Source organism: Streptomyces sp. NPDC029296 (assembly GCF_055569255.1).
In genome coordinates this window covers 227060-245483 of the sequence record NZ_JBVHXT010000002.1, presented here as the reverse complement: position 1 = coordinate 245483, position 18424 = coordinate 227060, and the positions used below count along the sequence as shown (strand labels likewise).

Genomic DNA, 18424 nt, shown 5'->3' with positions numbered 1-18424 from the left:
GGAGGACCGGAGCCGCCGTGCTGACGCTCCACGCCGACTCCAGGGGCCACGCCCACCTCGTCCGGGGCGAACGGATCGAGGCCGTCGGGCCCCTGGAGGACCTGGCCGCCGCGCACCCGCACGCGCGCGTGCGCCGCTGGCCGGGCATCCTCACGCCCGGGTTCGTCAACCCCCACGGCAACGAGCTGCTGGAGCGGACGTACCACCCGGACCCACGGGAGGCCCACCTCCTCGGCACCGCACCGCTGACCGGCGCCGCGCTCGCCGCGCTCCCCATGGACGACGCCCGCCGGGGCGCGAGCGCCCGGCGCGGGATCCAGCGCATGCTGGCGTACGGCACGGTCGCCGTGGCCTGTGCGCCGCTGAGCGCCCGCGCGGTCCGGGACGCCCTGCGCCGCACCGGCATGGGCGTCGTGGACCGCCCGGCCCCCGTCGACGGCGTCCCCTCCCTGGACCCCTTCGCCCACGGGCCCCGGCCGGCCCCGCCCCGCCACGCGGGCTCCGCCGCCGACTTCGCCGTCTTCGACGTCGAGGACGAGACGGAACTGGCCGAACGGGGGGCCGGGACCTGCGTGGCGACGGTCCTCTCGGGCCGCCTGCTCTTCCGTCGCCGTTAGCCACCCGCACGCAGCAAGCCGCCGCCCCTGTCGTGCGGCCCGGCTGCAACAATGGGCGGGTGACCCGCGCTTCCCTGAACAAGCAGCCGCACGAAGTCGCCTCGATGTTCGACGACGTGGCGGAACGGTACGACCTGACGAACGACGTGCTGTCACTCGGCCAGGACCGCCGCTGGCGCAAGGAGGTGGCGGCGGCCGTCGACGCCCGCCCCGCGCAGAAGGTCCTCGACCTCGCCGCCGGCACGGCCACGTCCTCCCTCCCCTTCACGCGGACGGGTGCGTACGTCGTCCCCTGCGACTTCTCCCTCGGCATGCTCCAGGTCGGCAAGAAGAAGCACACCTGGCTGCCGTTCACCGCGGGCGACGCGACGAGACTGCCCTTCAAGGACGACACCTTCGACGCGGTGACGATCTCCTTCGGCCTGCGCAACGTCCAGGACACCGACGCGGCCCTGCGCGAGATGTACCGCGTCACCCGCCCCGGCGGACGCGTGGTGATCTGCGAGTTCTCCCACCCGGTCTGGGCGCCGTTCCGCACCGTCTACACCGAGTACCTGATGCGCGCGCTGCCGCCGGTCGCCCGCGCGGTCTCCTCGAACCCGGACGCGTACGTCTACCTCGCCGAGTCCATCCGTGCCTGGCCCGACCAGCCCGGCCTCGCCGAGCGTCTGCGCAAGGCGGGCTGGTCGAAGGTCGCCTGGCGCAACCTCACCGGCGGTGTGGTCGCGCTGCACCGGGGCTTCAAGGAGGACCCGGGCCTCACGGAGAGCTGACCCCGGCCGCCTCGCACGGATCGCGAGGCGGCTCCAGCTCCCGGCCGGGGCCCCCGCGCGGCGGCCCCGGGACGCGCGGCTCGCGCACGCCCCCGCCGCCCTCGCCCTCCCCGAAGCCGAACCACACGTACACCGTCGACTCCCGCGGCACCTCGGTCCCGGGCCGCGGGTGCTGGCGTACGACGTAGTCCACGACGGCGAGGTGGAAGTCCGGGTGGTCCGGCGCGTCCAGGGACAGCCCCCGCGCCCGGGCCGTCGCACGCGCGTCCACGGCCATCAGGCCGACCAGACGCGGAACGCGCACTTCGGGCATCTTGGGTGGTATATGCACAGATGTCACCCCCAGCGGTACTGGCAGGGTAACTCCGGCCCGTCCCGCCCGGAAGGCGCCGGTGTCTTTCCGTGACAGTCGGACACGGAAGGTGACCGTCGGGGGGCGGCCCTTCGGCCGGGCGGCCGAGCGCGCTGAATAGACTGCCCGTGTCCCGTGCCGGTCGGCACACAGCTTTTTCGACCTTGGGGAGATCCCGCCGTGACCGTCGTGACCGAGCCGCTCTCCGAGAACACCGCCGACGTGATCGTCGTGGGCGCGGGGCCGGCCGGCTCCACGACCGCGTACCACCTCGCCAAGGCCGGTCTCGACGTCCTGCTCCTGGAGAAGACCGAGTTCCCGCGCGAGAAGGTGTGCGGCGACGGGCTCACCCCGCGCGCCGTCAAGCAGCTCGTCGCCATGGGGATCGACATCTCCGAGGAGGCCGGCTGGCTGCGCAACAAGGGGCTGCGCATCATCGGCGGCGGCGTCCGCCTCCAGCTCGACTGGCCCGACCTCGCCTCCTTCCCGGACTACGGCCTGGTCCGCAAGCGCGACGACTTCGACGAGCAGCTCGCCCGCAACGCCCAGAAGGCGGGCGCCCGCCTCTACGAGCGCTGCAACGTGAGCGGCCCGATCGTGGACGACCGCACCGGCCGCATCACCGGTGTCACCGCCAAGCTCGGCGAGGACAAGCGCGAGGTCTCCTTCCGCGCGCCGCTCGTCGTCGCCGCCGACGGCAACTCCACCCGGCTCTCCCTCGCCATGGGCCTGCACCGGCGCGAGGACCGCCCGATGGGCGTCGCGGTCCGGACGTACTTCGAGAGCCCCCGCCACGAGGACGACTACCTGGAGTCCTGGCTCGAACTGTGGGACCGGCGCGGCGCCGAGGACCGGCTGCTGCCCGGCTACGGCTGGATCTTCGGCATGGGCGACGGCACCTCGAACGTGGGCCTCGGCGTGCTGAACACCTCCGCCTCCTTCAAGGAGCTGGACTGGCGCGAGATCCTCAAGGCGTGGTGCGCCTCCATGCCGGAGGACTGGGGCTACACCCCGGAGAACATGACCGGCCCGATCCGCGGCGCCGCCCTCCCCATGGCCTTCAACCGCCAGCCGCACTACACGCGCGGGCTGCTGCTCGTCGGCGACGCCGGCGGCCTGGTGAACCCCTTCAACGGCGAGGGCATCGCCTACGCCATGGAGTCCGGCCAGATCGCCGCCGACGTCATCGTGCAGGCCCACGCGCGCGCCACGCCCGCCCAGCGCGAGACCGCCCTCCAGCGCTACCCGCGCGTCCTCAAGGACACCTACGGCGGCTACTACACCCTCGGCCGCGCCTTCGTGAAGCTCATCGGCAACCCGAAGGTCATGCAGATCGCCGCCCAGCGCGGCCTGACCCACCCGCTGCTGATGAAGTTCACCCTCAAGCTCCTCGCCAACCTCACCGACCCCACGGGCGGCGACGCGATGGACCGCATCATCAACGGCCTGACCAAGGTGACTCCGAAGGCCTGACGGCCGGCCGGCGTCGGGGCCCGGTGAGGGCCGCCGGCGCCGGCGGCACGGGCTCAGGCGCCGAAGGCGGCCTCCCTGGCGGACCGGCGGGCGTACACCTCGTCCCGGCGCTCCGCGGCCTGGCGCAGCGCCTCCTTCCGCTCGCGCTTGGACAGCCGGTCCAGATAGAGGCGGCCGTCGGTGTGGTCGGTCTCGTGCGCCAGGCAGCGCGCGAAGTAGCCGGTGCCCTCGACGACGACCGGCCGGCCGTCCCGGTCCTGGCCGCGCACGACGGCCCGGTCCGGCCGCGCTACGTCCATCACGGCGCCGGGCACCGACAAGCAGCCCTCGCCCTCCTCCAGGAGCCGCCGCTCACCCGTGGGCGCGTCCAGCACCGGGTTGACGATGTGTCCGACATGCCGGACACCGTCGTCGTCGGGGCAGTCGTACACGAACAGCCGCAGGTCCACCCCGACCTGATTCGCCGCCAGCCCCGCGCCCTCGGCGACGTACATCGTGCGGAACATGTCGTCGATCAGCGCGGCGAGGTCGGGCCCGAACTCCGTGACGTCCCGGCACGGCTTGCGCAGCACCTCCTCGCCGGCCTCGGTGATGCGCCGCACCGCGCCGCGCCCGGCCTCGGGGGCGTAACGCGGGTAGTAGCCGACGGGACTTCCCTGTACGAACACGCGTGGCATCGCGTGGACTCCTTCACTCGTGGGCGGGCCGCCGGCCGGCGGCCCGCGCAGAGCATGTCAGGGAACGCGCGAGGGCCGCTGCCCGGGTGGCAGCGGCCCTGTGTGCGTACGAGGGGGTCACGAGGGGCGGGGAGCGGGCTCAGAGCACGCGTACGGCGCCGGTGGGCGGGTCGTAGGACAGCGGGCGCTCCACGACGCCGGTGGAGGAGTTCTGCGCGCCCACGAACATGCCGCCGCCGACGTACACGCCGACGTGGTACGCGCTGCCCGCGCTGCCCCAGTACAGGATGTCGCCGGGCTTGAGGTTGCTCAGCGAGACCTGCGTGCCGGCGGTCGACTGGTCCTGCGACACGCGCGGCAGGCTGATGTTGATCTGCTTGAAGGCCGTCTGCACCAGGCCGGAGCAGTCGTACGCGGACGGGCCGGTGGCGCCGGGCACGTACGCCTTGCCGACCTGGGCCCGGACGAAGCTGACGATCGTCGCGGCCGAACCGCTGACCGTGGACGTGCCGGTGTCGGTGCCGCCGCCGGCCTCCGTGCCGGTGTCGCTGCTGCCGCCACCGCCGCCGAGGGTGGTGGTGCCGGTGTCGGCCGAGGTGGTGGAGAGCGTGGTCCGCGCCGCGGTGCGCGAGGCGTGCGCGGCGGCTTCCTTGCGGGCGTCCTCCTCGGCCTTCTTCTTGGCCTCCGCCGCCTTCTTCTTGGCCTCGGCGAGGTCCGCCTTCGCCTGCTTCGCGGCCTTCGCGGCGGCCTGGTCGCGCTCTGCCTGCAGCTGGTAGTTCGCGGCGGCCTGCTCGGTCGCGTCCGCGGTCTGGGCCGTCTGCGCGGCCAGGTCGGCCGTCAGGGTGGGCAGTTCGAGGGTCTGCGTCACCGGCTCGGCAGCGTTCGCCGAACCGGATGCCCCGGCGACTGCCAGGGTGCCGAGGACGCCACCGGCAACTCCGGCCCGCACGGCGAGGGTCGACGCGCTGCGGCGGGGCTTCCGGTGGCTGCGTATGTGAGCGGTGTGGGACATGGGAACAACCGGTACCAGGGGCTCCTTCATATCTTCAAGAAACGTGTCGTGCGCCACAGTTGCTCAATCGATACCTGGAAACCCGGGCGTGTCGCCCTTTATTGACGCCGTAACGGACATTGCGGACCGTCGTGATCAAGCCCTTGATCACGGTCTTTGATCATTACGTCCGAATTGCCCCGCACCTACCACTGGTTGGGGTCGTTGGCCAAGCCCGGTTCTCATCGTCCTCTCATGGACGTGACGGAGGTCACGGAACGGTCGCCGGAACCATGGCGTCCCGCGCGGGCGGACTTCGTGAACGCGTGCACGCGCCCCGGCCTCCGTTCACACCCGTCCCGGATGCCCTCCGGAATGTGAACAGGCTCCTCTATCAAATAGATGCGTCCAACACCAATTTGCATGCAGGCGAACCTTCTTGATATGGAGACGACCGCTCCCGCCTGCGCTGACAAGTGGGAATGTCACTTCTGGTGATCAACTGAACGCTTCCGGTGTGAAGATCACCCATCATCCGACTTCATGATCCTTCGTCAGGTGGTGGAGATCACAAAGCTTGTGCAATACCCCGTGTCGCAGATCACAGAGCGGCAGGCATAAGATGCGAGGCAGTCGGGCTTGTGACCTGCTTCACATGTTCTCGATCTTCGCCCGGGACGAGCGGGGTTCGTGGGACCGGTGAGGCGGATGTGAGCCCAGTGATCCGCCAGCAGTCAGTGCCGACTGAGAGGAGCGAGGAGCGGTGAACGCGTATGCGCCCATCCTCGTACTGGGAGCCCTCGGGGCAGGCTTTGCGATCTTCTCCGTGGTCATGGCCACGCTGATCGGTCCGAAGCGGTACAACCGCGCCAAGCTCGAAGCCTACGAATGCGGCATCGAGCCGACCCCCACGCCGGCCGGCGGCGGGCGCTTCCCCATCAAGTACTACCTGACGGCGATGCTCTTCATCGTCTTCGACATCGAGATCGTCTTCCTCTACCCCTGGGCCGTCACCTTCGACGCCCTGGGGATCTTCGGGCTCGTGGAGATGCTGCTCTTCGTGCTCACCGTCTTCGTCGCGTACGCGTACGTATGGCGGCGCGGCGGCCTGGAATGGGACTGAGGGGCCTTTAACGACATGGGACTCGAAGAAAAGCTGCCGAGCGGCTTCCTGCTCACCACCGTCGAGCAGGCCGCGGGCTGGGTGCGCAAGGCGTCCGTCTTCCCGGCCACCTTCGGCCTCGCCTGCTGTGCCATCGAGATGATGACCACCGGCGCCGGCCGTTACGACCTGGCCCGCTTCGGCATGGAGGTCTTCCGCGGTTCGCCGCGCCAGGCGGACCTGATGATCGTCGCCGGCCGGGTCAGCCAGAAGATGGCGCCCGTCCTGCGGCAGGTCTACGACCAGATGCCCAACCCTAAATGGGTGATCTCCATGGGCGTCTGCGCCTCCTCGGGCGGCATGTTCAACAACTACGCGATCGTCCAGGGCGTCGACCACATCGTCCCGGTCGACATCTACCTCCCCGGCTGTCCGCCGCGGCCCGAGATGCTCATGGACGCGATCCTCAAGCTCCACCAGAAGATCCGGTCCACGAAGCTCGGCGTGAACGCCGAGGAAGCGGCCCGGGAAGCGGAGGAAGCGGCGCTGAAGGCCCTGCCCACGATCGAGATGAAGGGGCTGCTGCGGTGAGCGACGCGAACGGCACCCACGGCGTGAACGGGGCCGCGAACGGTTCCGCGAACGGGGTGAACCCCGAGAAGGACCTCGCCGCCGCCAACCTCCCCGGCCGGCGCGGCCAGGGGGGCGAGGAGATCCGCGTCCAGCGCGGCATGTTCGGCGCCGCCAACGGCGGCGACACCTCCGGCTACGGCGGCCTCGTCCGCTCGGTCCGGCTCCCGGGACCGGCGACCCGCCCCTACGGCGGCTGGTTCGACGAGGTCGCCGACGAACTCGAAGGCGCCCTGGAGGAACAGGGACTGCTGCCCCAGAACGCCATCGAGAAGACGGTCGTCGACCGCGACGAGCTGACCTTCCACATCGAACGCGAGCACCTGGTCCGCGTCGCCCGCGTCCTGCGCGACGACCCGGCCCTGCGCTTCGAACTGTGCACCGGCGTCAGCGGCGTCCACTACCCGAACGACAAGGGCCGCGAGCTGCACGCCGTCTACCACCTGCGCTCGATCACCCACAACCGGCTGATCCGCCTGGAAGCCGGCGCCCCCGACAGCGACCCGCGCATCCCGTCCCTGGTCTCCGTCTACCCGACCAACGACTGGCACGAGCGCGAGACCTACGACTTCTTCGGGATCGTCTTCGACGGCCACCCGGCCCTGACGCGGATCATGATGCCGGACGACTGGCAGGGCCACCCCCAGCGCAAGGACTACCCCCTCGGCGGCATCCCCGTCGAGTACAAGGGCGCCCAGATCCCGGCTCCGGACCAGCGGAGGTCGTACTCGTGAGCAGCACCCAGTCAGCAGCCGCCCGGGAAACCACCGAGGGCACCGTCTACACGGTCACCGGTGGCGACTGGGACGAGGTCGTCCAGTCCGCGGCCCGCGCCGACGACGAACGCATCGTCGTCAACATGGGACCCCAGCACCCGTCCACCCACGGAGTGCTCCGCCTCATCCTGGAGATCGAGGGCGAGACGGTCACCGAGGCCCGCTGCGGCATCGGCTACCTCCACACCGGCATCGAGAAGAACCTCGAATACCGCACGTGGACGCAGGGCACCACCTTCGTCACGCGCATGGACTACCTGACGTCCTTCTTCAACGAGACCGCCTACTGTCTCGCCGTTGAGAAACTCCTCGGCATCGAGGACCAGATCACCGAGCGCGCCGAGATCATCCGAGTGCTCCTGATGGAGCTGAACCGGATGTCCTCCCACCTGGTGTGCATCGCCACCGGCGGCATGGAACTGGGCGCCACCACGATCATGATCTACGGGTTCCGCGACCGTGAACTGATCCTCGACATCTACGAGCTGATCACCGGCCTGCGCATGAACCACGCGTACATCCGGCCCGGCGGACTCGCCCAGGACCTGCCGCCCGGCGCGGTGGACCAGATCCGCGAGTTCGTGAAGAAGATGAAGAAGAACCTCCCGGAGTACGACAAACTCGCCACCGGGAACCCCATCTTCAAGGCCCGCATGCAGGACATCGGCTACCTCGACCTGGCCGGCTGCATGGCCCTCGGCGCCACCGGCCCGATCCTGCGCTCCACCGGCCTCCCGCACGACCTGCGCAAGACCCAGCCGTACTGCGGCTACGAGAACTACGACTTCGACGTCCCGACCGCCGACTCCTGCGACGCCTACGGCCGCTTCCTCATCCGCCTGGAGGAGATGCGCCAGTCGCTCAGGATCATCGAGCAGTGCCTGGACCGGCTCCAGCCCGGCCCGGTCATGGTCGCCGACAAGAAGATCGCCTGGCCCGCCCAGCTCGCCCTGGGACCCGACGGCCTCGGCAACTCCCTCGACCACATCAAGAAGATCATGGGCACCTCCATGGAGGCCCTGATCCACCACTTCAAGCTGGTCACCGAGGGCTTCCGGGTCCCGCCGGGGCAGGCGTACGCGGCCGTCGAGTCGCCCAAGGGCGAACTCGGGGTGCACGCCGTCTCCGACGGCGGCACCCGCCCCTACCGGGTCCACTTCCGCGACCCGTCCTTCACCAACCTTCAGGCCATGGCGGCGATGTGCGAGGGCGGCCAGGTCGCCGACGTCATCGTCGCCGTCGCGTCCATCGACCCCGTGATGGGAGGCGTCGACCGGTGACCACCTCTTCTTCGGAGCGGGGCATCAGCCTGGGCATGCCCGAACTGCCCGCACCGGCCTACCCGGACGACGTCCGGGCCCGGCTGGAGGCGGACGCCCGCGACGTGATCGCGCGCTACCCCGACTCCCGCTCCGCCCTGCTGCCGCTGCTCCACCTCGTGCAGTCCGAGGAGGGCCACGTCACCCGCACCGGAATGCGGTTCTGCGCGGACGTGCTGGGCCTGACCACGGCCGAGGTCACCGCGGTCGCCACCTTCTACTCCATGTACCGGCGCAGGCCCTCCGGCGACTACCAGATCGGCGTGTGCACCAACACGCTGTGCGCGGTGATGGGCGGCGACGCGATCTTCGAGACCCTCCAGGAGTACCTGGGCGTCGGCAACGGCGAGACCACCGACGACGGCCTGGTCACCCTGGAGCACATCGAGTGCAACGCGGCCTGCGACTACGCGCCGGTCGTGATGGTCAACTGGGAGTTCTTCGACAACCAGACCCCGGCGAGCGCCAAGCGCCTCGTCGACGACCTGCGGTCCGGGCGTTCCGTGCAGCCCACGCGCGGGGCACGCCTGTGCACCTTCAAGGAGACCGCGCGGATCCTGGCCGGCTTCCCCGACGAACGCCCCGGGGCCGTCGAGGAGGGCGGCAGCGCGGGACCGGCGTCGCTGGTGGGCCTCCGCCTGGCCAAGGGGGAGGACGCACCCGCGCGCGTGGTCCACCCCCGCGTCCAGCAGTCCCCGGACGCCCCGCCGGCGGGCCAGGCAGAAGAGGAGGGGGAGTGATGACCGTGGTATCCGAGGTCAAGGACCCGAGCCCGGAGAAGCTGCTCGCACCCGTGCTGTCGGCCTTCTGGGACGAGGACCGCTCCTGGTCCCTGGACGTCTACCGCGGGCACGGAGGGTACGAGGGACTCCGCAAGGCCCTCGCCATGCCGCCGGACGACCTGATCGCCTACGTCAAGGAATCCGGGCTGCGCGGCCGCGGCGGCGCGGGCTTCCCGACCGGGATGAAGTGGCAGTTCATCCCGCAGGGCGATGGAAAACCGCACTACCTCGTGGTCAACGCCGACGAGTCGGAGCCCGGGACGTGCAAGGACATCCCGCTCCTCTTCGCGAACCCGCACAGCCTCATCGAGGGCATCGTGATCGCGTGCTACGCCATCAGGTCGTCGCATGCCTTCGTCTATCTGCGGGGTGAGGTCGTCCCCGTACTGCGGCGGCTGCACGAGGCCGTGCGCGAGGCCTACGCGGCGGGCTACCTCGGCGAGGACATCCTGGGCAGCGGGCTCGACGTGAAGCTCACCGTGCACGCCGGCGCCGGCGCGTACATCTGCGGTGAGGAGACCGCGCTGCTCGACTCGCTCGAAGGCCGCCGTGGTCAACCGCGACTGCGTCCCCCCTTCCCCGCCGTGGAAGGCCTCTACGCCTGTCCCACCGTGGTGAACAACGTCGAGTCGATCGCGTCGGTTCCCGCGATCCTGAAAAACGGCAAGGACTGGTTCAGGTCGATGGGCAGCGAGAAGTCCCCGGGCTTCACGCTCTACTCGCTCAGCGGCCACGTCGCGAGCCCCGGACAGTACGAGGCCCCGCTCGGCATCACCCTGCGCCAGCTCCTCGACATGAGCGGCGGCATGCGGCCCGGCCACCGGCTGAAGTTCTGGACGCCGGGCGGCTCCTCCACGCCGATGTTCACCGACGAACACCTCGACGTCCCCCTCGACTACGAGGGCGTCGGCGCCGCCGGCTCCATGCTCGGCACCAAGGCGCTGCAGTGCTTCGACGAGACGACCTGCGTGGTGCGGGCCGTGACCCGCTGGACCGAGTTCTACGCCCACGAGTCCTGCGGCAAGTGCACCCCCTGCCGCGAGGGGACGTACTGGCTGGTGCAGCTGCTGCGGGACATCGAGGCCGGCAAGGGCGTCATGTCCGACCTCGACAAGCTCGCCGACATCGCCGACAACATCAACGGCAAGTCCTTCTGCGCCCTCGGCGACGGCGCCGCGTCCCCGATCTTCTCCTCGCTGAAGTACTTCCGCGAGGAGTACGAACAGCACATCACGGGCCGGGGCTGCCCCTTCGACCCGGCCAAGTCCACGGCCTGGGCGGACCGCCCGGAGGTGAACGCATGACCGTGACCACGAGCGCCCCCGCCGGCGGGGGCGAGGCGGCGGTCCCGCCGGAAGACCTCGTCACGCTGACCATCGACGGCATCGAGATCAGCGTGCCCAAGGGCACCTTGGTGATCCGCGCCGCCGAACAGCTCGGCATCGAGATCCCCCGCTTCTGCGACCACCCCCTGCTGGACCCGGCCGGCGCCTGCCGCCAGTGCATCGTCGAGGTCGAGGGCCAGCGCAAGCCGATGGCGTCCTGCACGATCACCTGCACCGACGGCATGGTCGTCAAGACCCACCTCACCTCCCCGGTCGCCGAGAAGGCCCAGCACGGCGTGATGGAGCTGCTGCTCATCAACCACCCGCTGGACTGCCCGGTCTGCGACAAGGGCGGCGAGTGCCCGCTCCAGAACCAGGCCGTCTCGCACGGCCGGGCCGAGTCCCGCTTCGAGGGCCGCAAGCGGACCTACGAGAAGCCCGTCGCGATCTCCACACAGGTGCTGCTCGACCGCGAGCGGTGCGTGCTGTGCGCCCGCTGCACCCGCTTCTCCACCCAGATCGCGGGCGACCCCATGATCGAGCTGATCGAGCGGGGCGCGCTCCAGCAGGTCGGCACCGGCGAGGGCGACCCGTTCGAGTCGTACTTCTCCGGCAACACCATCCAGATCTGCCCGGTCGGCGCGCTCACCTCGGCCGCCTACCGCTTCCGCTCCCGCCCCTTCGACCTCGTCTCCTCCCCGTCGGTGTGCGAGCACTGCTCCGGCGGCTGCGCCACCCGCACCGACCACCGGCGCGGCAAGGTCATGCGGCGGCTCGCCGCGGGCGACCCCGAGGTCAACGAGGAGTGGATCTGCGACAAGGGACGCTTCGCGTTCCGCTACGCGCAGCAGCGCGACCGCCTCGAGACCCCGCTGGTGCGCAACGCCGACGGTGTGCTGGAGCCCGCCTCCTGGCCGGAGGCGCTCCGGGCGGCGGCCGAGGGCCTTCTTTCCGCGCGTTCCCGGGCCGGTGTCCTCCTCGGCGGCCGGCTGACCGTCGAGGACGCCTACGCCTACAGCAAGTTCGCCCGCGTGGCACTCGGCACCAACGACATCGACTTCCGCGCCCGCGTGCACAGCGGCGAGGAGGCCGACTTCCTCGCCGCCCGGGTCGCCGGCCGGGGCCGCGACCTGGACGGTACGGGCGTCACGTACACCTCCCTGGAGAAGGCGCCCGCCGTGCTGCTGGTCGGCTTCGAGTCGGAGGAGGAGGCACCCGGCGTCTTCCTGCGGCTGCGCAAGGCCTGGCGCAAGCACAAGCAGCGGGTGTTCGCGCTGGCCACGCACGCCACCCGCGGGCTGGAGAAGACCGGCGGCACGCTGCTGCCGGCCGCCCCCGGCACCGAGACCGAGTGGCTGGACGCCCTCGCGAGCGGCGTCGGCCTGGAGGAGCCGGGCACCCGTGCCGCCGAGGCCCTGCGCGCCGACGGCGCCGTCATCGTCGTGGGGGAGCGGCTGGCCGCGGTCCCGGGCGGCCTGACCGCCGCCGTGCGCGCCGCCGCCGCGACCGGCGCCGAGCTGGTGTGGATCCCCCGCCGGGCCGGTGAGCGCGGCGCCGTCGAGGCCGGCGCGCTGCCCTCCCTGCTGCCGGGCGGACGCCCCGCGACCGACCCGCGCGCACGGGAGGAGGTCGCCGCCGTCTGGGGGCTCGCCGAACTCCCCGCGGGCCACGGCCGCGACACCCACCAGATCGTCGAGGCCGCCGCGGCCGGCGAACTGTCCGCGCTGCTGGTCGCCGGGGTGGAGGTCGCCGACCTGCCCGACCCGGCCCGCGCGCGTGCGGCACTGGAGAGCGTCGGCTTCCTGGTGTCGCTGGAACTGCGGCCCAGCGAGGTCACCGCGCACGCCGACGTCGTCCTGCCGGTCGCCGCGGTCGCCGAGAAGGCCGGCTCCTTCCTCAACTGGGAAGGCCGGGTGCGCTTCTTCGAGGCCGCGCTCAAGCCCGACCAGATGACCCGCCGGCTCGCCCCGGCCGACGCCCGCGTGCTGCACATGCTCGCCGACGCCATGGACACCCACCTGGGCCTGCCGGACCTGCGCACCACCCGCGCGGAGATCGACCGGCTCGGCCCCTGGGACGGCCCGCGCGCCCTCGCCCCCATGGAGTCCGCGGGCGCCCTGCCCCGCCCGGCGGCCGGCGAGGCCGTCCTGGCCGGGCACCGGCTCCTGCTCGACCGGGGCGTCCTCCAGGAGGGCGACGAGGCGCTCGCCGGAACCCGGCACGCCGCGCACGCGCGCCTGTCCGCGGCCACGGCCGCCGAGGCGGGCGTCGAGGACGGCGGCACCCTGGCCGTCACCGGCCCCGCCGGCACGGTCGAACTGCCCCTCGAGATCACCGAGATGCCCGACCGGGTGGTCTGGCTCCCGCTGAACTCCACCGGCGGCGGCGTCGCCTCCGACACCGGGGCCCGGCTCGGCTCCCTCGTCCGCATCGGCCCGGCGGCCCCCGCCGAGGCGGCCCCCAAGGAGGTGGAGGCGTGAACGCCTACCTCGCCGCGGAAGACCTCTCGATGTTCGGCCGCGACCCCTGGTGGCTGGTCGTCGTCAAGGCCGTCTTCTGCTTCGCGTTCCTGATGGTGACCGTGCTGTTCTCCATCGTGTGGGAGCGCAAGGTCGTCGCCTGGATGCAGCTGCGCATCGGCCCGAACCGGCACGGCCCCTGGGGCATGCTCCAGTCGCTCGCCGACGGCATCAAGCTGATGCTCAAGGAGGACCTCGTCGTCAAACGCGCGGACAAGGTGATCTACGTCCTCGCACCGATCGTCGCCGCCGTCCCCGCCTTCATGGCGATCGCGGTGATCCCCTTCGGACCGGCCGGCAACGAGATCTCGATCTTCGGCCACCGCACCACGATGCAGCTCACCGACCTGCCGATCGCGATGCTCTACATCCTCGCGGTCGCCTCGGTCGGCATCTACGGCATCGTGCTCGCCGGCTGGAGCTCCGGCTCCACCTACCCGCTCCTCGGCGGCCTGCGCTCCTGCGCGCAGATGATCTCCTACGAGATCGCCATGGGCGCGGCGTTCGCCTCCGTGTTCCTCTACTCCGGGTCGATGTCGACGTCCAGGATCGTGGAGGCGCAGGGCGACCGCTGGTACATCCTGCTGCTGCCGGTCTCCTTCATCCTGTACATCGTCACGATGGTCGGCGAGACCAACCGCGCCCCCTTCGACATGCCGGAGTCCGAGGGCGACCTGGTCGGCGGCTTCAACACCGAGTACTCGTCGATCAAGTTCGCGATGTTTATGCTCGCCGAGTACGTCAACATGGTGACGGTCTCGGCCGTCTCCGCCACCCTCTTCCTCGGCGGCTGGCGTGCGCCCTGGCCGATCAGCACCTTCTGGGAGGGCGCCAACCACGGCTGGTGGCCGCTCCTTTGGTTCGTCGTCAAGGTGCAGCTGCTGCTGTTCTTCTTCATCTGGCTGCGCGGCACGCTCCCGCGCGTGCGCTACGACCAGCTGATGAAGCTCGGCTGGAAGGTCCTCATCCCGGTCTCCGTGACCTGGCTGATGCTCGTGGCGACCGTCCGCGCGCTGCGCAACGAGAACTACGACTTCGCCGACATCGCCCTCTACGTCGGCGGTGGCGTCCTCGCCCTGCTGCTCGTCTCCTTCGTCGCCGACATGTTCCGCGAGAAGAACAGGACCGCCGGGCAGCCCGCCGCCCCGGAGCCGGTCTTCGACCCCATGGCGGGCGGATTCCCCGTCCCGCCGCTGCCCGGACAGCAGGTGCCACCCGTGCCCAGGCGCCGCCCGCGCCGTGAGCGGGAGCTGATCGCCAGTGGCGGACCGGACACCGCCAGTGACGGAACTTCGGATGGAAAGGAGGCGTCCGATGGCTGAGGAGCCTCAGGAGCCCGGGCAGATCAGGCCCGGCTTCCAGAACCCCGTGGCCGGCTTCGGCGTGACCTTCAAGGCCATGTTCAAGAAGCGGCTGACCGAGCAGTACCCGGAGCAGAAGAAGACCACGGCTCCGCGGTTCCACGGACGGCACCAGCTCAACCGCCATCCGGACGGCCTGGAGAAGTGCGTCGGCTGCGAGCTGTGCGCCTGGGCCTGTCCCGCCGACGCCATCTACGTGGAGGGCGCCGACAACACCGACGAGGAGCGCTACTCGCCGGGCGAGCGCTACGGCCGCGTCTACCAGATCAACTACGCCCGCTGCATCCTGTGCGGGCTGTGCATCGAGGCGTGCCCCACGCGCGCGCTGACGATGACCAACGAGTTCGAACTGGCCGACTCCAGCCGCGCCAACCTCATCTACACCAAGGAGCAGCTGCTCGCCGGCCTCGACGAGGGCATGGTCGACACCCCGCACGCCATCTTCCCGGGGACCGACGAACAGGACTACTACCGCGGCCTGGTCACCCAGGCCGCGCCCGGCACCGTCCGGCAGACCGCCGTCTCCAAGGGGGAGGCCCCGCAGGAGGCCGCCGACACCTTCGGCGAGGACGAGCCCGCCTCGCAGGAGGTGATCGGCCGATGAGCGCGCAGCACCTCGCCGCCTACACCACCTCCACCGGTGAGGCCTTCCAGTTCTGGGTCCTCGGCACCGTCGCGGTGATCGGCGCCCTGTGCACCGTCTTCATGAGGAGGGCCGTGCACAGCGCGCTCTGCCTCGCCGGCACCATGATCGTCCTGGCGGTGTTCTACCTCGCCAACGGCGCCTACTTCCTCGGCATCGTGCAGATCGTCGTCTACACCGGCGCGATCATGATGCTGTTCCTGTTCGTGGTGATGCTCGTCGGCGTCACGGCCGCGGACTCCCTGAAGGAGACCATCAAGGGCCAGCGCTGGCTGGCCCTGCTGTGCGGGATCGGCTTCGGCGTCCTGCTGCTCGCCGGCATCGGCAACGCCTCCCTGAAGGAGTTCAGCGGCACCGGCCGGGCCAACGCCAACGGCAACGTCGAGGGCCTCGCGTCCCTCATCTTCACCAAGTACGTCTTCGCCTTCGAGATCACCGGCGCGCTGCTCATCACGGCCGCCGTCGGCGCCATGGTGCTCACCCACCGCGAGCGCGCGGAACGCGCCAGGACCCAGCGCGAGCTGTCCGAACAGCGCATCCGCGAGGGCACGTACATCCCGCCGCTGCCCGCCCCCGGCGTCTACGCCCGGCACAACGCGGTCGACATCGCGGGCCTGCTGCCCGACGGCACCCCCTCCGAGCTGACCGTCAGCAAGACGCTGCGCGCCCGCGGCCAGATCCGGGACGTGTCGGCCGAGGCGCTGGGCGACCTGCGGGCGCTGGAACAGCGCGCGGAGGAACGCCTGGAGCGCAGGGCGACCAAGCCGGAGACGTTCAAGCGGCCCGAGGAGGCGTCGAAGTGAACCCGGTCAACTACCTCTACCTCGCCGCCCTGCTGTTCACGATCGGCGCGACCGGCGTCCTCATCCGGCGCAACGCCATCGTGGTCTTCATGTGCGTCGAGCTGATGCTGAACGCCTGCAACCTCGCGTTCGTCGCCTTCTCCCGGATGCACGGCAACCTCGACGGCCAGATCATCGCCTTCTTCACGATGGTCGTCGCCGCCGCGGAGGTCGTGGTGGGTCTCGCGATCATCGTGTCGCTGTTCCGCACCCGCCACTCGGCCTCGGTCGACGACGCCAGCCTGATGAAGCTGTAAGGGGTCGGAAGAATCGTGGAGAACCTGATCGCGCCGCTCATCGCGGCACCCCTGCTCGGAGCGGCCGTCCTCCTGGTCGGCGGCCGGCGCCTGGACCGCGGCGGCCACTGGATCGGCGTCCTGCTGTCGTTCGTCTCCTTCGCCCTCGGGCTTGTCCTCTTCACCGGCCTGCTCGGCAAGGGCGCCGACCACCGCACCCTGACCCAGCACCTGTTCAGCTGGATTCCGGTGGCCGGCTTCCAGGCGGACGTCACCTTCCGCCTGGACCAGCTGTCGATGACGTTCGTCCTGCTCATCACGGGCGTCGGCTCGCTGATCCACCTGTACTCGGTCGGGTACATGGCGCACGACGAGCGCCGCCGCCGCTTCTTCGGCTACCTGAACCTGTTCCTCGCGGCGATGCTGCTGCTCGTCCTCGCCGACAACTACCTGCTGCTGTACGTCGGCTGGGAGGGCGTCGGCCTCGCCTCGTACCTGCTGATCGGCTTCTGGCAGCACAAACCCAGCGCCGCCACGGCCGCGAAGAAGGCGTTCCTGGTCAACCGCGTCGGCGACATGGGCCTGTCGATCGCGATCATGCTGATGTTCACGACCTTCGGCGGCTTCGCCTTCGGCCCGGTCCTCGGCACCCACGGGGAGCCCGGTCCGGTCGGCGACGCCTCCGAGGGCAAGCTCACCGCGATCGCCCTGATGCTGCTGCTCGCCGCCTGCGGCAAGTCCGCCCAGGTGCCGCTGCAGTCCTGGCTCGGGGACGCCATGGAGGGCCCGACCCCGGTCTCCGCCCTCATCCACGCGGCGACCATGGTGACCGCGGGCGTCTACCTGATCGTCCGCTCCGGCGCGATCTTCAACGCCGCGCCCGACGCCCAGCTGGCCGTCACCGTCGTCGGCGCGGTCACGCTGCTGTTCGGTGCGATCGTCGGTTGCGCCAAGGACGACATCAAGAAGGCGCTGGCCGGCTCGACCATGTCGCAGATCGGCTACATGGTCCTCGCCGCCGGACTCGGCCCCATCGGCTACGTCTTCGCGATCATGCACCTGGTGACGCACGGCTTCTTCAAGGCCGGGCTGTTCCTCGGCGCCGGTTCCGTGATGCACGGCATGAACGACGAGGTCGACATGCGCCGCTACGGCGGGCTGCGCAGGTACATGCCGGTCACGTTCGTCACCTTCGGCCTCGGCTACCTCGCCATCATCGGATTCCCGGGCCTGTCCGGCTTCTTCTCCAAGGACAAGATCATCGAGGCGGCGTTCGCCAAGGGCGGCACCGAGGGCTGGATCCTCGGCGGCACGGCCCTGCTGGGCGCGGCCATCACCGCCTTCTACATGACGCGCGTGATGCTGATGACCTTCTTCGGGGAGGAGCGGTGGCGGAAGACCCCGTCCCCCTCCCCGGCCGAGCCGAGCGTGGAGCTCGCCGCCGAGACCGGGGGCGAGCACGCCGTCCCGCACCCGCACGAGTCCCCGAAGACCATGACGGTCCCGATGATCGTCCTCGCCGTCGGCTCGGTCTTCGGCGGCGCCTTCTTCAGCGTCGGCGACCGCTTCCTGCACTGGCTGGAGCCGGTCACCGGGCACGACCACGGCGACGCGCCGCTCAGCGCCGGGGTGATCACCGGGGCGACCATGGTGTGCCTGGTCGTCGGCGTCGCCCTCGCCTGGGCGCAGTACGGGCGCAGGCCCGTCCCGGCCGTCGCCCCGCGCGGCTCGCTGCTCACCCGCGCGGCCCGCCGCGACCTGCTCCAGGACGACTTCAACCACGTGGTCCTGGTGCGCGGCGGCGAGCACCTGACGCGCTCCCTGGTGTACCTCGACCACAGCCTGGTCGACGGCGTCGTCAACGGCACGGCGGCCGGCTTCGGCGGCCTGTCCGGACGGCTGCGCCGGCTCCAGAACGGCTTCGCCCGCTCCTACGCGGTCTCGATGTTCGGCGGCGCGGCACTCCTGGTCGCCGCGACCCTGCTGATGAGGGCGGTCTGATACCG

At 70.7% G+C, this 18424-nt stretch carries 18 protein-coding genes; 15 read left to right on the top strand and 3 right to left on the bottom strand.

All coding sequences use genetic code 11. From position 1 onward, the window contains the following. The first annotated feature begins 17 nt into the window (after positions 1 to 17). Both ACZ4W9_RS02630 and ACZ4W9_RS02625 read left to right on the top strand, forming a co-directional pair. Positions 18 to 617, top strand: a complete 600-nt coding sequence (locus tag ACZ4W9_RS02630; protein ID WP_467932658.1) for an amidohydrolase family protein — start codon at positions 18 to 20, stop codon at positions 615 to 617. Positions 618 to 676: 59 nt separating this feature from the next. Beyond that, the gene (locus ACZ4W9_RS02625) at positions 677 to 1390 is read left to right on the top strand and encodes a demethylmenaquinone methyltransferase (RefSeq protein WP_467932656.1); all 714 of its coding nucleotides are present in this window, start codon (positions 677 to 679) and stop codon (positions 1388 to 1390) included. On the opposite strand, the gene ACZ4W9_RS02620 is transcribed toward ACZ4W9_RS02625, so the two are convergent. Continuing rightward, positions 1377 to 1703: a PASTA domain-containing protein gene (locus ACZ4W9_RS02620; RefSeq protein ID WP_467932655.1), complete on the bottom strand. Its 327-nt coding sequence runs from the start codon at positions 1701 to 1703 to the stop codon at positions 1377 to 1379. The two genes, ACZ4W9_RS02625 and ACZ4W9_RS02620, sit on opposite strands and share 14 nt — an antisense overlap. A gap of 219 nt (positions 1704 to 1922) precedes the next feature. Here ACZ4W9_RS02620 and ACZ4W9_RS02615 point away from each other — a divergent pair, with 219 nt between their 5' ends. Continuing rightward, the gene (locus tag ACZ4W9_RS02615) at positions 1923 to 3215 is read left to right on the top strand and encodes a geranylgeranyl reductase family protein (protein ID WP_467932654.1); all 1293 of its coding nucleotides are present in this window, start codon (positions 1923 to 1925) and stop codon (positions 3213 to 3215) included. A gap of 53 nt (positions 3216 to 3268) precedes the next feature. On the opposite strand, the gene def is transcribed toward ACZ4W9_RS02615, so the two are convergent. Beyond that, a complete protein-coding gene (gene def, locus ACZ4W9_RS02610) occupies positions 3269 to 3892 on the bottom strand; it encodes a peptide deformylase (protein ID WP_467932652.1) in 624 nt (207 codons plus the stop codon). A 139-nt stretch (positions 3893 to 4031) separates the two neighbouring features. Next, positions 4032 to 4904 carry a C40 family peptidase gene (locus ACZ4W9_RS02605; RefSeq protein WP_467932651.1) on the bottom strand — a complete coding sequence of 291 codons (873 nt, stop codon included), beginning with the start codon at positions 4902 to 4904 and terminating at the stop codon, positions 4032 to 4034. A 742-nt stretch (positions 4905 to 5646) separates the two neighbouring features. Here ACZ4W9_RS02605 and ACZ4W9_RS02600 point away from each other — a divergent pair. The 12 genes from ACZ4W9_RS02600 to nuoL are packed head-to-tail and all read left to right on the top strand — an operon-like array spanning position 5647 to position 18419. Continuing rightward, positions 5647 to 6006 (top strand): NADH-quinone oxidoreductase subunit A, encoded by a 360-nt coding sequence (locus ACZ4W9_RS02600; protein WP_003992243.1) that lies wholly within the window; start codon positions 5647 to 5649, stop codon positions 6004 to 6006. A 15-nt stretch (positions 6007 to 6021) separates the two neighbouring features. Next, entirely contained in the window at positions 6022 to 6576 is a 555-nt protein-coding gene (locus ACZ4W9_RS02595) for a NuoB/complex I 20 kDa subunit family protein (RefSeq protein ID WP_467270171.1), read from the top strand. Beyond that, positions 6573 to 7349 (top strand): NADH-quinone oxidoreductase subunit C, encoded by a 777-nt coding sequence (locus tag ACZ4W9_RS02590; RefSeq protein ID WP_467932649.1) that lies wholly within the window; start codon positions 6573 to 6575, stop codon positions 7347 to 7349. The genes ACZ4W9_RS02595 and ACZ4W9_RS02590 overlap by 4 nt, the downstream gene beginning before the upstream one ends. Further along, positions 7346 to 8671, top strand: coding sequence for an NADH-quinone oxidoreductase subunit D (locus ACZ4W9_RS02585; RefSeq protein WP_467932648.1), 1326 nt, complete (start codon positions 7346 to 7348; stop codon positions 8669 to 8671). The genes ACZ4W9_RS02590 and ACZ4W9_RS02585 overlap by 4 nt, the downstream gene beginning before the upstream one ends. Next, entirely contained in the window at positions 8668 to 9450 is a 783-nt protein-coding gene (gene nuoE / locus ACZ4W9_RS02580) for an NADH-quinone oxidoreductase subunit NuoE (RefSeq protein WP_467932647.1), read from the top strand. Before ACZ4W9_RS02585 ends, nuoE begins: the two co-directional genes overlap by 4 nt. Further along, positions 9450 to 10796, top strand: coding sequence for an NADH-quinone oxidoreductase subunit NuoF (gene nuoF / locus ACZ4W9_RS02575; protein WP_467932645.1), 1347 nt, complete (start codon positions 9450 to 9452; stop codon positions 10794 to 10796). The genes nuoE and nuoF overlap by 1 nt, the downstream gene beginning before the upstream one ends. Then, the gene (locus ACZ4W9_RS02570; protein ID WP_467932644.1) at positions 10793 to 13297 is read left to right on the top strand and encodes an NADH-quinone oxidoreductase subunit G; all 2505 of its coding nucleotides are present in this window, start codon (positions 10793 to 10795) and stop codon (positions 13295 to 13297) included. The genes nuoF and ACZ4W9_RS02570 overlap by 4 nt, the downstream gene beginning before the upstream one ends. Next, positions 13294 to 14658 carry an NADH-quinone oxidoreductase subunit NuoH gene (gene nuoH, locus ACZ4W9_RS02565; RefSeq protein WP_467932643.1) on the top strand — a complete coding sequence of 455 codons (1365 nt, stop codon included), beginning with the start codon at positions 13294 to 13296 and terminating at the stop codon, positions 14656 to 14658. Before ACZ4W9_RS02570 ends, nuoH begins: the two co-directional genes overlap by 4 nt. Next, on the top strand, positions 14651 to 15301 hold the full coding sequence (gene nuoI / locus ACZ4W9_RS02560) for an NADH-quinone oxidoreductase subunit NuoI (RefSeq protein WP_467932641.1): 651 nt from the start codon (positions 14651 to 14653) through the stop codon (positions 15299 to 15301). Before nuoH ends, nuoI begins: the two co-directional genes overlap by 8 nt. Then, positions 15298 to 16143: an NADH-quinone oxidoreductase subunit J gene (locus ACZ4W9_RS02555; protein ID WP_467932640.1), complete on the top strand. Its 846-nt coding sequence runs from the start codon at positions 15298 to 15300 to the stop codon at positions 16141 to 16143. Before nuoI ends, ACZ4W9_RS02555 begins: the two co-directional genes overlap by 4 nt. After that, a complete protein-coding gene (gene nuoK, locus ACZ4W9_RS02550; protein WP_030778338.1) occupies positions 16140 to 16439 on the top strand; it encodes an NADH-quinone oxidoreductase subunit NuoK in 300 nt (99 codons plus the stop codon). Before ACZ4W9_RS02555 ends, nuoK begins: the two co-directional genes overlap by 4 nt. A gap of 15 nt (positions 16440 to 16454) precedes the next feature. After that, entirely contained in the window at positions 16455 to 18419 is a 1965-nt protein-coding gene (nuoL, locus tag ACZ4W9_RS02545) for an NADH-quinone oxidoreductase subunit L (protein WP_467932639.1), read from the top strand. Positions 18420 to 18424: the final 5 nt, after the last annotated feature.

Bases quoted from the DNA above. Each gene is read 5' to 3' on its own strand.
- ACZ4W9_RS02620 (WP_467932655.1), bottom strand. From the start codon at position 1,703: ATGCCCGAAGTGCGCGTTCCGCGTCTGGTCGGCCTGATGGCCGTGGAC.
- def (WP_467932652.1), bottom strand. From the start codon at position 3,892: ATGCCACGCGTGTTCGTACAGGGAAGTCCCGTCGGCTACTACCCGCGT.
- ACZ4W9_RS02605 (WP_467932651.1), bottom strand. From the start codon at position 4,904: ATGTCCCACACCGCTCACATACGCAGCCACCGGAAGCCCCGCCGCAGC.
- ACZ4W9_RS02595 (WP_467270171.1), top strand. From the start codon at position 6,022: ATGGGACTCGAAGAAAAGCTGCCGAGCGGCTTCCTGCTCACCACCGTC.
- nuoF (WP_467932645.1), top strand. From the start codon at position 9,450: ATGACCGTGGTATCCGAGGTCAAGGACCCGAGCCCGGAGAAGCTGCTC.
- ACZ4W9_RS02570 (WP_467932644.1), top strand. From the start codon at position 10,793: ATGACCGTGACCACGAGCGCCCCCGCCGGCGGGGGCGAGGCGGCGGTC.
- nuoI (WP_467932641.1), top strand. From the start codon at position 14,651: ATGGCTGAGGAGCCTCAGGAGCCCGGGCAGATCAGGCCCGGCTTCCAG.
- ACZ4W9_RS02555 (WP_467932640.1), top strand. From the start codon at position 15,298: ATGAGCGCGCAGCACCTCGCCGCCTACACCACCTCCACCGGTGAGGCC.